This window comes from Dryocola sharpae (assembly GCF_051307055.1).
GTDB lineage: Bacteria > Pseudomonadota > Gammaproteobacteria > Enterobacterales > Enterobacteriaceae > Dryocola.
In genome coordinates, this window is record NZ_CP149994.1 from 1,101,949 (window position 1) to 1,115,096 (window position 13,148).

A 13,148-nucleotide genomic window follows, 5' to 3' on the forward strand; every position below is an offset into this window, starting at 1 on the left:
AAGGATTTTGAGATGAACGAAGCGGTATCCGTCACGCTACTGACCGGCTTTCTCGGCGCCGGGAAAACGACCCTGCTGAACTATTTCCTCGCCCACAATGACAGCCAGCCTGTCGCCATCCTCGAAAACGAATTTGGCGCCGTAAATATTGATGGCGCGCTGCTGCGTGGCGGAGAAAACGTCAACGTTGTGGAGCTGAGTAACGGCTGCGTATGCTGCAGCGTGCGGGGTGAATTTACGGCAGCGCTGAGCGAAATGCTGGATAAACGCGCCGCGGGCGAGCTGCGCTTCGATCGCCTGATAGTGGAAACTACCGGCCTTGCCGACCCGGCGCCCATTGTGCAGACCTTTTTTGTGGATGAACGCCTGCGCGAGGCGCTGCGTCTGGATGCGGTGATCGCCCTTGCCGATGCGGAACATATTTCTCGTCAGCTTGATGAACATGCCGTAGCCGCTTCGCAGCTGGGTTTTGCGGATCGCATTTTGCTCACTAAAGCCGATCGCGTTGACGAAGAAACAAAAACTCAGGCGCTGGCCAGGATCCATCGGATCAACAGCAAAGCGGAAATCTACGAGATCGCTAATAGCGAGTGTCCACCAGAGCTCTGGCTCGATCTCAACGCGTTTGAACTCACGGATAATGTCGGGCTGGCGGCAGGATTTCATATTATCCGCGCGGACAGCCAGCAGGCTTCCCGCTTTCAGCCGTTCCGTAAAGCAGGGGCAAAACAATCCTGGGATGATGCTATTCAGGCGCACGTTTTTGACGCGGGCCTGCTGGATCTGAAAAAGATTGGCGCTTTTATGGAAAGCTGCATTGCCCGTTTCGGCAACGATATGCTGCGCTACAAAGGCGTGCTGGCGATTGCCGATAATCCTCAGCGCCTGATTGTGCAGGGCGTGCATAAAGTGGCAGGCTTTGATTATGGCTCAGCCTGGCAACCAACGGAGTCCCGTATCTCAAGGCTGGTGATCATTGGCCGCTACCTGCCGGTGGACGAATTGCAGAGGGAATTTGCTGCAACGACCATTTAAATGATGTGATCTTACGCACGATTTTTTGCTGCGGCCCGGAAAGCTGTTGTGCGAAACGAAGCAGTGTGTTTGTATGATTTTCACGTTAAGTATTCGTAACTCATTTATTCAGGACCCAAATGACCTCATCCATCCATACTTCAGCCCTGCTACTTACCGCGCTACCAGCCGCGGTGGTCGTCGTGCGTGTGGTGGTGGTCGTCGTCGGCAATGCGCCGTAGGGTCTGAATCAACGCATCGATTCCAAAACCCCGCCGGCGCAAACCGGGCGGGGTTTCTTGTTTTAGTCCCCCGGCCGAAAAGCGAAACGGCATGAAAGAAGGACTGGAGCATGGCAATGTCGGAAAACCCACCGCAGGCAGAACGCATCACTGGCGCGCAATTGATTGTGCAAATGCTGGAACACCACGGCATCACCACCGTTAGCGGTATTCCCGGCGGCACCGTTCTGCCGCTTTACAATGCGCTAAGCCAGAGCAAAAAAATCCGTCATATCCTGGCCCGCCACGAGCAGGGCGCGGGCTTTATGGCGCAGGGCATGGCCCGAACCCAGGGCAAAGCGGCGGTCTGTCTCGCCTGTAGCGGCCCGGGGGCCACGAACCTGGTCACGGCAATCGCCGATGCGCGTCTCGATTCCATTCCGCTGGTGTGCATCACCGGCCAGGTGCCGAAATCGATGATCGGCACCGACGCGTTCCAGGAGGTGGATACCTACGGTATATCCATTCCCATCACCAAGCATAACTATCTGGTTCGTGATATTGCCGAGCTGCCGCAGGTCATCTGCGACGCGTTCCGCATTGCCGAATCCGGCCGTCCGGGCCCGGTGTGGATTGATATTCCAAAAGATATTCAGACCGCCGAAATCGACATCAGCGAACTGCCGGCCGTCTCTCGACCTACACCGGCGCCGCAGTTTGCAGCGCAGCAAATTGCCGATGCGGCAGCAATGATTAACCAGGCGCGGCGCCCGGTGCTCTATCTGGGCGGCGGCATTATTAACGCTCATGCTAATGCCCGGCTGCTTGCCGAAAAAGCCAGCCTGCCAACCACCATGACGCTGATGGCGCTGGGTACGATCCCCGCCAGCCATCCTTTATCGCTGGGCATGCTGGGCATGCACGGCGCGCGCAGCACCAACTACATTCTGCAGGAAGCCGATCTGCTGATCGTTATGGGCGCGCGTTTTGACGATCGAGCCATCGGTAAAACCGAGCAGTTCTGCCCGAACGCAAAAATCATTCATGTCGATATCGACCGTGCCGAACTGGGGAAAATCAAACAGGCCCACATCGCCATTCGCGGCGATGTGGGCGAAGTGCTGGAGCAACTGCTGCCCGCCATCGACGCTCAGCCTCGTTCGCAATGGCTGCAGCAGGTTGCTGGTTTGCAGCAGGAGTTCCCGTTCAGCATGCCGGGCGTGGATAACCCGCTGACGCCGTATGGCCTGATTAGCGCCGCCGCCGCGTGCGTGGATGACGAAGCGATTATCACCACCGACGTAGGCCAGCATCAAATGTGGGTGGCGCAGGCTTATCCGTTGAACCGGCCGCGCCAGTGGCTGACCTCCGGCGGGCTGGGTACTATGGGCTTTGGCCTGCCCGCCGCCGTCGGGGCTGCGCTGGCGGAACCGCAGCGTAAGGTGCTGTGCTTCTCGGGCGACGGCAGCATCCTGATGAATATTCAGGAGATGGCCACCGCCGCCGAGCACAATCTGGACGTTAAAATCATCCTGATGAACAACCAGGCGCTGGGGCTGGTGCATCAGCAGCAAATGCTGTTCTATCAGCAAAACGTCTTTGCCGCGACCTATTCGGGGCAGACGAACTTCCTCAAAATCGCCGAAGGTTTTGGCCTTGCGACCTGTGATTTAAACGCGGCAGAAAATCCGCAGGCGGCTTTGCAGGAGGCGATCTCGCGTCCGGGTCCGTGCCTGATCCACGTGCGCATCGATGCGGACGAAAAAGTATTCCCGATGGTGCCGCCAGGCGCTGCCAATATTGAGATGATTGGAGAGTAAGCCATGCAACAGCTAACCGTTATTCTGGAACTTACGGTGCGTAACCATCCGGGCGTAATGTCCCACATTTGCGGCCTGTTTGCCCGCCGCGCCTTTAACGTTGAAGGCATTCTTTGTCTGCCGCTCTCTACCGGCGATCGGAGCCGCATCTGGCTGCAGGTCAACGATGATCAGCGTCTGGAGCAGATGATCAGCGAGATAGATAAGCTTGAGGACGTGGTGCAAATCAAGCGTGACGTCGACGGCGCCGACGTATTTGGCAGGCTGACGGCACTAGTGCAGTAAATCGCCGCAGGTGGATGGCGCCAGAGTTATCCATCTGCGGTAAGGCTTCTGAAGGATTGCTCTTAGTTGCCAGGCAGGCCCCTGTTCAGCTTCTATACTTGTGGTTTGTGTAAATAAAAAAGGAGCGAATCTATGACCATTCATAAGAAAGGGCAGGCTCACTGGGAAGGTGATATTAAAGGCGGTAAGGGTACGGTATCCACCGAGAGCGGGGCGTTAAAACAGCAACCTTACGGTTTTAACACCCGTTTCGAAGGCGCGGCCGGTACCAATCCGGAAGAGCTGATTGGCGCGGCTCATGCGGCCTGTTTTTCCATGGCTTTGTCGCTGATGCTGGGCGAAGAAGGCTTTACGCCTGAAAGCATCGACACAACCGCGGATGTCTCGCTTGATAAAAAAGATGGCGGCTTTGCCATCACTAAAATCGCGCTTACCAGCAACGTGAAAGTGCCGAATATTGACGTTTCGGAGTTCGACAAAATCATTCAGAAGGCGAAGGCGGGCTGCCCCGTTTCGCAGCTGATGAAAGCTGAAATTACGCTGGATTACAAGCTCAACTAACCCGCTGTCTGTTGTCTCCGGCTCCTTCCGGAGACAACCCTTCCCCAAAAAGCATTCGCCCTCTCAGAGCTAAATAATTTTTCATCCGGAACCTGTGCCGCAAAGCGGAAATCCCGTTTGCTTTTAACTTTATCCTCCTCTCATCGCATCCAGTAAGATGCCAAAGCGTTGCTGCTGAGCGCGTCAATAAAAACATATTGGCTGGTGTTGCTTTAAAGCTACAATCGGGAGGTTCACGGATGAAAAGAGTTTGCTATTTTAAACGCCTGATGGAAAAGAGCCGTTCAACGAAAGCAGCAGGCCGATATCAATCAGGCCATCGCCTGGTGGAAACATCATCAGAAAGTAACAGGCTATGAAATTTAACGAGCATGACCAGCTTGTCATTGAGATGCTGCGCGAAGATCGCGCCTTCGCCGTAGAGTATCTTAAAGAAGCGTTAGCACAGCTGGACAGCCCCGACGGCGAAACCCTTTTTCTGCTGGCGCTTCGCCGCCTGGTTGAGGCGCGCGGCGGGTTTACCAGAATAGCCGGCGAGGCTGGCTTAAACCGGGAAACGTTATACAGAACGCTTTCTGCACGCGGCAATCCCATCATCAGCACGACAAAGAAAATCCTGCATGCCGCCGGGATCCGGTTTTCTGAATTGACGGGCCAGGCGTGTTCTGCATCCTGAGATGAACCCGCCACATCTCGCGGCGGGCAGCGCCTCAGTTAAAACCCAACCGCCATATCCGCTGGCGAAAGAATATCTTTCAGACCTTCGCGCACCAGCAGTTCCGGGCTAATCTCCGCGATAGTTTTCGCCCCGGTAAGCGTCATCGCCACCTTCATTTCCTTTTCGATAAGATCCAGCAGATTGGCAACGCCTGCCTGGCCATGCGTGGCTAGCGCATAGAGATAGGCGCGGCCCAGCAGAACCGTATCCGCCCCCAGCGCAATCATGCGGACCACGTCCAGCCCGTTGCGGATGCCGCTGTCGGCAAGAATGGCGATATCTCCTTTAACCGCGTCGGCTATGGCGGGCAGGGCGCGACAGGACGAGAGCACGCCGTCGAGCTGGCGGCCGCCGTGGTTCGACACCACGATGCCGTCGGCGCCGAAACGCACCGCGTCTTTGGCGTCTTCCGGGTCGAGAATGCCTTTGATGATCATCGGGCCATCCCAGAACTCGCGGATCCACTCCAGGTCGCTCCAGGAGATCGAAGGGTCGAAGTTATTCGCCAGCCAGCCGATATAATCCTCAAGCCCGGTTGGCTTGCCCAGATAGGTGGAGATATTTCCCAGATCGTGTGGACGCCCGTTCAGACCCACGTCCCACGCCCATTGCGGATGCGTTACGGCCTGCCAGTAGCGGCGCATCGCCGCGTTTGCTCCGCTCATGCCTGAATGAGCATCGCGATAGCGTGCGCCGGGGGTTGGCATGTCAACGGTAAAGACGAGCGTGGAGCAACCGGCTGCTTTGGCGCGCTCCAGCGCATTGCGCATAAAGCCGCGATCTTTGAGTACGTAAAGCTGAAACCACATCGGACGGTCGATGGCCGGGGCGACTTCTTCAATCGGGCAAACGGAAACGGTTGAAAGCGTAAAGGGAATTCCCTTTGCCGCCGCGGCTTTGGCAGCCTGCACTTCGCCGCGACGGGCGTACATACCGCACAATCCCACCGGGGCAAGCGCGACCGGCATTGAGAGCGTTTCGTTAAAGAGTCTGGTTTCCAGACTTAGTGCCGACATGTTTTTCAGCACGCGCTGTCTTAGCGCCACCTGTGCCAGATCGTCCACGTTGCGGCGCAGCGTTTGTTCGGCATAGGCGCCGCCGTCAATATAGTGAAAAAGAAAAGGCGGCAGGATGCGCTGTGCGGCGGCACGGTAGTCGGATGCGGCTGAAATAATCATGAATTTTCTTCCCTTGTAACGTCGGTGTCTTCGTCCGGCAGACGGGTGATGCGCGCCTGCCGGGCTTCGTCTTCATGCAGGGTTTTGATGGTGGTATGTACAAACCCGAGGTGCGTCTTCGCAGCGCGGCGCGCGCGCTCCGGGTCGCCTGCCAGAATCGCCTGCAGCAGTTCGTTATGTTGTTCGGTAAGCCCGGCAAAAATGCTCGGTACGGTGTACATGCGCTGACGGCTGTGCATCACGGAGGTTTGCAACAGATCGAAAAAGCCGCGCATGGTCTGGAGCAGAACGATGTTGTGCGAGGCTTCCGCAATAGCCAGATGAAAACGTACGTCGGCCTGAGCGGCCAGATCGGGATCGTCGCTCTCCTTGAACTTCACGGTGGCGTCAAAGCAGGCGATGAGCTTTTCTTTATCGGCGGGCGTTGCGCGCATGGCCGCGTACCACGCGGTGCTGGCTTCGATGGCATGGCGCGCTTCCAGAATGTCGTAGCGGTAATTTGGATCGTCTTCAACCAGGGTTTTTAGCGGCTGCACGATGCGCTGTTCGGACCACGCCTGCACTTCATAACGCACGAAGGTGCCGCCGCCGCGACGGCTAATCAGCAAGCCCTCGCTTATCAGTTTTTGGATAGCCTCGCGAAGGGACGAGCGGGAAACGCCCATCTCCGAGGCGAGCAGGCGTTCGGCGGGCAACCGCATGCCCGCCTCCAGTTTACGCTCGTTAATCAATGCTCTGACGCGCTCGGCCAGCTGGTCGGCCAGGCGCGGTTGTGCCGTCATCATGGAATCATCCAGGTTAATACGTATGCCTGAAGTGTAGTTATCAGGCCCACCATACAGGTGAAAATCAGGCTGTGTTTTACGGTAAAGCGGAACAGGTCCGACTCTTTACCGACCAGCCCGACAGCCGCACAGGCAATGGCGATGGACTGCGGGGAGATCATCTTCCCGGTGACGCCGCCCGTGGTATTTGCCGCCACCAGCAGCAGGTCCGAGACGCCGATTTGCTGCGCGGTGGTTGCCTGCAGCGCCGCGAACAGCGCGTTCGATGAGGTATCGGAGCCGGTCAGGAACACGCCCAGCCAGCCGAGGAACGGCGAGAAGAAGGTAAACGCGTGCCCGGTGTGCGCCAGCGCCAGAGCAAGCGTGGCGGAAAGACCGGAATAGTTCGAGATAAAGGCGAACGCCAGCACCATACCGATGGAGTAAATCGGCAGCGCCAGCTCTCTGAGCGTTTCAACAAAGGTGACGACAGCGGCTTTCGGCTTCATGCGCAGATAAACGATAGAAATCAGCGCCGCAACCAGAATCGCGGTGCCGGTCGCGGAGAACCAGTCGAATTTATATATCGCGGCGTAGGCCACGCTTTCAGCCACGACAGGCGGCATTTTCGCGACCGTCTTGTCGAGGAACGGCACGGAAATATTAATTACCCACTCTGCCAGCGCGCCGCCCGGCGCAAACAGCGCTTTAAACGGCGGCACGCTCCAGAGGGTGACGGTAGCGGTCAGGAAGATAAACGGCATCCAGGCGCGAACGACCTGGCCTGGCGTATAGTTTTTGCGGGCCAGGGTCTGATCCGTTACCGACGCGCCAACGTCGCCAAAGCGGAAGATGCGCACCGGTTTCCAGACGCGCAGGAAAGTGGTTAAACAGACCAGCGAAACCAGCGATGAGATAATATCCGGCAGTTCCGGGCCGAGGAAGTTGGAGCTAAGGAACTGGGCGATAGCAAACGAACCGCCAGCGACTATTACCGCCGGCCAGGTTTCTTTGATGCCGCGCCAGCCGTCCATGATGGCCATAATCCAGAACAGCACGATAATCGTCAGGAACGGCAGCTGGCGGCCAACCATCTGGCCGATCTCAAAGCTGTCGAGCCCTGTTACCTGGCCTGCCACAATAATCGGGATCCCCATCGCGCCAAAGGCGACCGGCGCGGTGTTCACAATCAGGCAAAGCCCGGCGGCGTAGAGGGGATTAAAGCCCAGGCCGACCAGCAGGGCGGCGGTAATCGCCACCGGCGCGCCGAAACCTGCGGCCCCTTCAAGGAAGGCGCCAAAGGAAAAGCCAACGATCAGCATCTGTAAACGCTGATCCGGCGTGATGGAGAGAATCGACGAGCGGATAATGTCGAACTGCCCGGTTTTCACCGAAATTTTGTAGACAAAAACGGCCGCGATAATAATCCATGCAATCGGCCACAGGCCGTAGAAGAAGCCGTACACCACGGACGACAGCGCCCGGTCAACCGGCATACGGTAGAAGAGCAATGCGACCAGCAGCGCCAGCCCGACCGTCAGCGTTGCGGCCAGATAGCCCTTCATGCGCAGCTTAATCAACGCAAAGAAAAAGAACAGAATAGGCAGGGCGGCAATCAGGCTGGATAGCCAGATATTACCTGCCGGGTCGTAAACTTGTTGCCAGGCTTGCATAGGGTGATCTCCGGAACGTGACGTGCTTGTTATTTTCTTGCCAGATTGGTAGGACCAATTTGGTGATGTAGGGGAAATGGTGGCTTATGGTTAACTTTGTGTTAATCAGTGGCAATATTTATGTTGGTTTTTTTGCCAGATTGCGCAAAGCGGTCACGTTTTCGCAGGTATTGGTAGGACCAATTTAGGCTATAGATACCCTCTTCCTGTGGAGAAGAGGGTAAGTTGAATGGCGGTGGTTACGACGGCTGTAACCGAAGCGCCTGCAACCGCCAGCGCACAAAATCCACGACGACAAACAGCAGCAGGCTCACGCCCATCACCGGAAGGCAGTAACCGAGCAGGGCGGCAATAAACAGCGAGGCTGCGCGCCAGGCAAGAGGCAACGCAAACCACGCACCGCTCAGGGTATGCGCGGGATTGCTCGCAGGGGCCGCTGGGCGGCGCAGCCACCACATCCGGTAGCCAAACACGATCGTCGCGCACAAACCTATGCCAAACGCCGCCAGCAGGAGTTGATTAGGTAGCCCGAAAAGCACGCCCATATGCGCATCGACGCCCCAGCGCGTGAGTCTGGCAATCAGCGGAAAATCGGCGAAACGCACCCGATCGATAACGGTAAAGCTGCGGGGATCGACAGCCGCCGCATCAACGTGCGTGGGCCACGCCCGATCGATTTCGGTTACCGTCCAGGCTTTATCCGCCGCCCCGGGCGGACGGATTTCAAGCTTATCCGAATCAATGCCCGCCGCGCGTGCCGCATGGAGCACGCGATCCCAGCTTTCGTCTGCGGCGGCAGGCATCGCCATTCCCGGCATCATTGCATGATGTTCAGCATGGGGATCGTGCTGCTGATGGCCGGTTTGCGGGGTTAACGCGGTGTTCACCTGCGGCGTCATCCAGCCCAGTTCGCTACGAAGCTTATCGATATTTCCACCGGCCCATTGCGACCAGGTAAGCCCCGTGGCGGAGAAAAACATCAGCCCGGGCAGCAAAAATGCCCCCAGCGTAATGTGCCAGTGCCGGGTTTTAGTTTGCGGGGTATGCCGCACTTTCAGCTTTCTCTTCGGGCGCGATGTTAACCAGAGCGCCAGACCGCCCAGGGCTGCCACCCACAGCCAGGAGGCCGCCAGTTCGCTGTAAAGCCGCCCTGTATCACCCAGCAACAGTCCGCGGTGAAACTGATCCAGCCATGTACGCAGCGGCAGCACGCCGCTGGTGCCGTAGACGGTCATGTCTCCCTTAACGGCAAGCGTGGAAGGCGAGATAAAAATCGCGCGGGATTCAGATGCTCCAAGCGCAGGATCGACAAACTGCACGCGGGTAGTCTCGCCTGGCTGAGGAGCCGGACGCACCGCGTAAATGCTGGCATCTTCGCCTGTATATTTACGTGCGGCGGCTATTTGTTGGGCAAGGGGCCGCTGCGGGCCGTCCGCTTCGGTATGCAAGGCTTGATGATAAAGCGCGTTCTCAATCTGAGGCGTCAGTACATAGAGCGTGCCGGTGAGAGCAGCAACAAAAATAAAGGGGCCGACGAACAGGCCGATGTAAAAGTGCAGGCGACGCAAAAGCGTCAGCAGCGCGCCACGACAGGCGAGCTGAGAGCGTTGGGTAGACATAGTTATCCTGTGGCATAGCCATTACGTTAAATGTGGAAGTGTTTTAACGAAACAGAATGACAGGAGGCGCGCGTGGCAGGGCTGCGGCGTCGTTATGCTGCGCCAGCAGCGGGGCGATAACCGCAGGCGGCGGGGCGCGGGTAATAAGCCACGCCAGCCAGATGAAGGGAATAAACAGCCAGACGATAAGGGGCACATGCAGCAAAAGCTGGCAGTATCCGCAGGCGATATCATCCATCAGTGACGCGCCCGCGCCCGGCAGCAAATGGGAAGCGATGGGCATTTCCATCGGGCCCATCTCCATCATCATGCCGCCGGAGTGGGCCATCATGTGGTGTTCAGCGTGATTGCTTATCTCCGCCGCACGCCTGTGCTCCAGTGATTTTGAAATCACCGGGGCGATAAAAAGCATCAGCATCGCCAGGATCGCGATTGCCGGAGGCCATTTATGGCGAGAAAAGGAGAAAAGCGAGAACAATCGGACTGTCCGCCGTATGTATGAACTGTTGCCCGATTGTACCCTGGTGGAAATGAATTGTTAAAAGTAATGCGTAACGGGTCATTCCTCTCCTCACGGAAAGGAATAAGCCCGCGCCTTTATCAGCCGTCAGGCCTTAAGCGTTGCCATATCAATAACAAATCGGTACTTCACATCGCTTTTTAACAGGCGCTCGTAGGCCTCGTTAATCTGCTTAATGTCAATCATTTCGATATCGGACACGATGCCGTGCCTGGCGCAGAAATCCAGCATCTCCTGAGTTTCTTTGATACCGCCAATCGCGGAGCCGGACACCGAACGGCGGCCCGTAATCAACGGCAGCGTGCTGGCCGGCGGGTCTATCTCGCCCAGCAGCCCGACATAAACCAGCGTGCCGTCCAGCGTCAGGGTTGGCATGTAGGGGTTGATATCGTGAACATACGGAACCGTATCGATAATCAGGTCAAACTGATTCCGCACGCTTGCCATCTGCGCGTTGTCGGTAGATAACACGATATTATGCGCGCCTAAACGACGGGCATCTGCTTCTTTGCTGGCCGAACGGGTGAACAGCGTAACCTCCGCACCCAGCGCATTCGCCAGTTTCAGCGCCATATGACCTAATCCGCCGAGCCCGATAACGGCAACTTTGCTGCCCTTGCCGACGTTCCAGTGGCGCAGGGGCGACCAGGTAGTGATACCGGCACAAAGCAGAGGCGCGGCGCCTTTAAGATCCAGCCCGTCCGGCATTTTCAGCACAAAATCTTCAGCAGCCACAATCGCCTGAGAATAGCCGCCGTAGGTTGGCTGGCGGTCGTGCCGGTCAACGCCGTTGTAGGTCTGCACGTTGCCTTCTTCGCAATACTGCTCCAGCCCCTCTTTGCACGGACGGCAAACGCGACAGGAATCCACCATACAGCCGATCCCGGCGTAGTCGCCCGGTTTGAATCTGGTGACGCTGCTGCCAACTGACGCAACGCGTCCGATAACTTCGTGGCCCGGCACCAGCGGATAAGTGCTGAATCCCCAGTCGTTACGCGCCTGATGAAGATCGGAGTGGCATACGCCGCAGTACATTACCTCCAGCACCACATCATCCGGACGCGGATCGCGGCGCATAAACTCAAACGGGGCCAGCGGAACTTGGGCGCTTTGCGCCGCGTAACCGAGAACCTTCATCGTCATGATTTCTCCTGCATGACTCGTTCATTATTATATTGATCGTCGCTGACGTGCTCCATCCACTCGACCGGGCTGCCGTTCAGGGATTCCGCAATAGCGATATGGGTCATAGCGTTGTCAGGCGTAGCGCCATGCCAGTGCTTAACATCTTCCGGGATCCAGACAATATCCCCCTGGTTTATCTCTTTTATAGGGTGGCCCCATTCCTGCAGCCAGCCGTGCCCCTGAGTAACGATCAGCGTCTGGCCAAGGGGATGAATATGCCAGGCCGTGCGTGCGCCCGGTTCAAAGGTGATAGCGGCGCCGCCAACGCGAGCAGGCGCTGGCGTCTGGAAAGGCGCATCAATGCGCACCCGACCGGTAAAGTAGTTTTCCGGACCGGTCTGAGAAGGCTGAGAGCCCGCTGGGGTAATTTTCAATTTATCTTCCACTTTGTCCTCCATTTCGGCATACGCTGCCGGGGTAAACATGACAACACAACGGCTGAGGCTGCCAGTAATTTCCTCGTTTCGTTCCCTGAACGGCCCGCGTTTGCGCGGCGTCAGGGCTGGACGTAACCACAAAATGTGGATCAACACCTCTGAAGTATAGGAAATAAGTCCCGGAAACGATGCTGCGATCGCGTAGCGATAAGGCCCGGCGCCTGCAGAGTTACTCTGATGTTGTGGTTGTTACGTGTTTCACCAGTCCCCCTTCGATCGCGAATGAAGTAACTATATTTACGACGGCACTTTTCTTACTGGCAGAGGCGCTGCGGTGCAGGAGACAGAGTGCTTGTGGCGTGCAAGGCGGATAAAATCAGAGCTATTCGCAGCTTATATTGCGAGTTAATCGCCCCGTGAAACAGCTTTCTACGGGCAAAGCGTGAAGCATGTAGATCACCCGCCGTATAGTCGGTGAGATCGAATAACAACCCGCGAGCGCTTTTAACGTTAGCTGAGGCTGGGATGCATGCAGAAATACCGTATTTAGTGCTTTGCAATGCTGCCGCAGCATTGCAGCATCTTGCCGACAATAGGGCTGTGGATTGACGAGCCCTGTTTCTACAATCAACGGTTCAATTTAACCCTAGCACCTGATTTTGCAGGCGTGACAGAATAATAATTTGCCGCATTGACGCCCAGCAACTGACGCTTTCTATTTCATGAAAGCGTCTCGCAAAATATTTTTCTGAAATGTAAAAGATGCAAAACTCAAGTGAGTCTCATCAAACCCTAATTTTAACGAAGCTGCTAACTATTTGATTTTTAATGGCCGAACAGGACTAGTGAAAATTAGGGATTCAAACGTGTAAATAAGATTCCGGCGTTGTTAATCAGCAGGTTATCGGTATATTGTTCCTGTTCACTGCCGTACAGGCAGCTTAGAAGATGTATCGCGCTGATATCATCAAACTGACCGAGTTCACTGCCGTACAGGCAGCTTAGAAGTTTACGATTGAAGAGCTCAATCTGGAAATCTTGTTCACTGCCGTACAGGCAGCTTAGAAGATCCAGCGCTCCAGCTCTCTTGTGTGCTGAGGGTTCACTGCCGTACAGGCAACTTAGAAGATGCAATCAGCGGTAGTCAGTGCAGCTTCGCGGTTCACTGCCGTACAGGCAGCTTAGAAGCGGCCGGAACGGACGGGGAGCCGAA

Annotated in this window: 12 protein-coding genes, 1 pseudogene and 1 CRISPR repeat array; of the genes and pseudogenes, 6 read left to right on the forward strand and 7 right to left on the reverse strand. The window is 56.5% G+C overall.

Going from position 1 to position 13,148, the window contains the following annotated elements; all coding sequences use genetic code 11:
- The first annotated feature begins 12 nt into the window (after positions 1-12).
- The 6 genes from WLO31_RS05210 (at position 13) to WLO31_RS05235 (ending at position 4,577) form a co-directional block, all read left to right on the forward strand.
- Positions 13-1,035 (forward strand): CobW family GTP-binding protein, encoded by a 1,023-nt coding sequence (locus WLO31_RS05210; protein ID WP_435929429.1) that lies wholly within the window; start codon positions 13-15, stop codon positions 1,033-1,035.
- Between the two features lie 119 nt (positions 1,036-1,154).
- Positions 1,155-1,256 (forward strand): ilvB operon leader peptide IvbL, encoded by a 102-nt coding sequence (gene ivbL, locus WLO31_RS05215; protein WP_435929430.1) that lies wholly within the window; start codon positions 1,155-1,157, stop codon positions 1,254-1,256.
- Between the two features lie 110 nt (positions 1,257-1,366).
- Positions 1,367-3,055: an acetolactate synthase large subunit gene (gene ilvB / locus WLO31_RS05220; RefSeq protein ID WP_435929432.1), complete on the forward strand. Its 1,689-nt coding sequence runs from the start codon at positions 1,367-1,369 to the stop codon at positions 3,053-3,055.
- A 3-nt stretch (positions 3,056-3,058) separates the two neighbouring features.
- Positions 3,059-3,340 carry an acetolactate synthase small subunit gene (gene ilvN, locus WLO31_RS05225; protein WP_435929433.1) on the forward strand — a complete coding sequence of 94 codons (282 nt, stop codon included), beginning with the start codon at positions 3,059-3,061 and terminating at the stop codon, positions 3,338-3,340.
- A 132-nt stretch (positions 3,341-3,472) separates the two neighbouring features.
- The gene (locus tag WLO31_RS05230; protein ID WP_435929434.1) at positions 3,473-3,901 is read left to right on the forward strand and encodes an OsmC family protein; all 429 of its coding nucleotides are present in this window, start codon (positions 3,473-3,475) and stop codon (positions 3,899-3,901) included.
- 355 nt (positions 3,902-4,256) lie between these two features.
- Positions 4,257-4,577, forward strand: a complete 321-nt coding sequence (locus tag WLO31_RS05235; RefSeq protein ID WP_435929435.1) for a DNA-binding protein — start codon at positions 4,257-4,259, stop codon at positions 4,575-4,577.
- A 38-nt stretch (positions 4,578-4,615) separates the two neighbouring features.
- On the opposite strand, the gene lldD is transcribed toward WLO31_RS05235, so the two are convergent.
- The 7 genes and pseudogenes from lldD to WLO31_RS05270 all read right to left on the reverse strand — a co-directional run bounded on the left by lldD (position 4,616) and on the right by WLO31_RS05270 (position 11,932).
- Entirely contained in the window at positions 4,616-5,797 is a 1,182-nt protein-coding gene (lldD, locus tag WLO31_RS05240; RefSeq protein WP_435929436.1) for an FMN-dependent L-lactate dehydrogenase LldD, read from the reverse strand.
- The gene (lldR, locus tag WLO31_RS05245) at positions 5,794-6,582 is read right to left on the reverse strand and encodes a transcriptional regulator LldR (protein ID WP_435929437.1); all 789 of its coding nucleotides are present in this window, start codon (positions 6,580-6,582) and stop codon (positions 5,794-5,796) included. The genes lldD and lldR overlap by 4 nt, the downstream gene beginning before the upstream one ends.
- Positions 6,579-8,234, reverse strand: coding sequence for an L-lactate permease (lldP, locus tag WLO31_RS05250; RefSeq protein WP_435929438.1), 1,656 nt, complete (start codon positions 8,232-8,234; stop codon positions 6,579-6,581). The genes lldR and lldP overlap by 4 nt, the downstream gene beginning before the upstream one ends.
- 269 nt (positions 8,235-8,503) lie before the next feature.
- A pseudogene (locus WLO31_RS05255) lies at positions 8,504-9,853 on the reverse strand (PepSY-associated TM helix domain-containing protein); the annotation flags it as partial.
- 43 nt (positions 9,854-9,896) lie between these two features.
- Complete coding sequence (locus tag WLO31_RS05260) at positions 9,897-10,265, reverse strand: DUF2946 domain-containing protein (RefSeq protein ID WP_435929439.1); 369 nt, start codon at positions 10,263-10,265, stop codon at positions 9,897-9,899.
- A gap of 195 nt (positions 10,266-10,460) precedes the next feature.
- Positions 10,461-11,516: an NAD(P)-dependent alcohol dehydrogenase gene (locus WLO31_RS05265; protein ID WP_435929440.1), complete on the reverse strand. Its 1,056-nt coding sequence runs from the start codon at positions 11,514-11,516 to the stop codon at positions 10,461-10,463.
- On the reverse strand, positions 11,513-11,932 hold the full coding sequence (locus tag WLO31_RS05270) for a (R)-mandelonitrile lyase (RefSeq protein WP_435930517.1): 420 nt from the start codon (positions 11,930-11,932) through the stop codon (positions 11,513-11,515). The genes WLO31_RS05265 and WLO31_RS05270 overlap by 4 nt, the downstream gene beginning before the upstream one ends.
- 923 nt (positions 11,933-12,855) lie before the next feature.
- Positions 12,856-13,124: direct repeats of the CRISPR family, unit length 28 nt; unit sequence GTTCACTGCCGTACAGGCAGCTTAGAAG.
- Positions 13,125-13,148 lie beyond the last annotated feature (24 nt).

Bases quoted from the DNA above. Each gene is read 5' to 3' on its own strand.
- WLO31_RS05210 (WP_435929429.1), top strand. From the start codon at position 13: ATGAACGAAGCGGTATCCGTCACGCTACTGACCGGCTTTCTCGGCGCC.
- ivbL (WP_435929430.1), top strand. From the start codon at position 1,155: ATGACCTCATCCATCCATACTTCAGCCCTGCTACTTACCGCGCTACCA.
- ilvB (WP_435929432.1), top strand. From the start codon at position 1,367: ATGGCAATGTCGGAAAACCCACCGCAGGCAGAACGCATCACTGGCGCG.
- ilvN (WP_435929433.1), top strand. From the start codon at position 3,059: ATGCAACAGCTAACCGTTATTCTGGAACTTACGGTGCGTAACCATCCG.
- WLO31_RS05230 (WP_435929434.1), top strand. From the start codon at position 3,473: ATGACCATTCATAAGAAAGGGCAGGCTCACTGGGAAGGTGATATTAAA.
- WLO31_RS05235 (WP_435929435.1), top strand. From the start codon at position 4,257: ATGAAATTTAACGAGCATGACCAGCTTGTCATTGAGATGCTGCGCGAA.
- lldD (WP_435929436.1), bottom strand. From the start codon at position 5,797: ATGATTATTTCAGCCGCATCCGACTACCGTGCCGCCGCACAGCGCATC.
- lldR (WP_435929437.1), bottom strand. From the start codon at position 6,582: ATGATGACGGCACAACCGCGCCTGGCCGACCAGCTGGCCGAGCGCGTC.
- lldP (WP_435929438.1), bottom strand. From the start codon at position 8,234: ATGCAAGCCTGGCAACAAGTTTACGACCCGGCAGGTAATATCTGGCTA.
- WLO31_RS05260 (WP_435929439.1), bottom strand. From the start codon at position 10,265: ATGCTTTTTATCGCCCCGGTGATTTCAAAATCACTGGAGCACAGGCGT.
- WLO31_RS05265 (WP_435929440.1), bottom strand. From the start codon at position 11,516: ATGACGATGAAGGTTCTCGGTTACGCGGCGCAAAGCGCCCAAGTTCCG.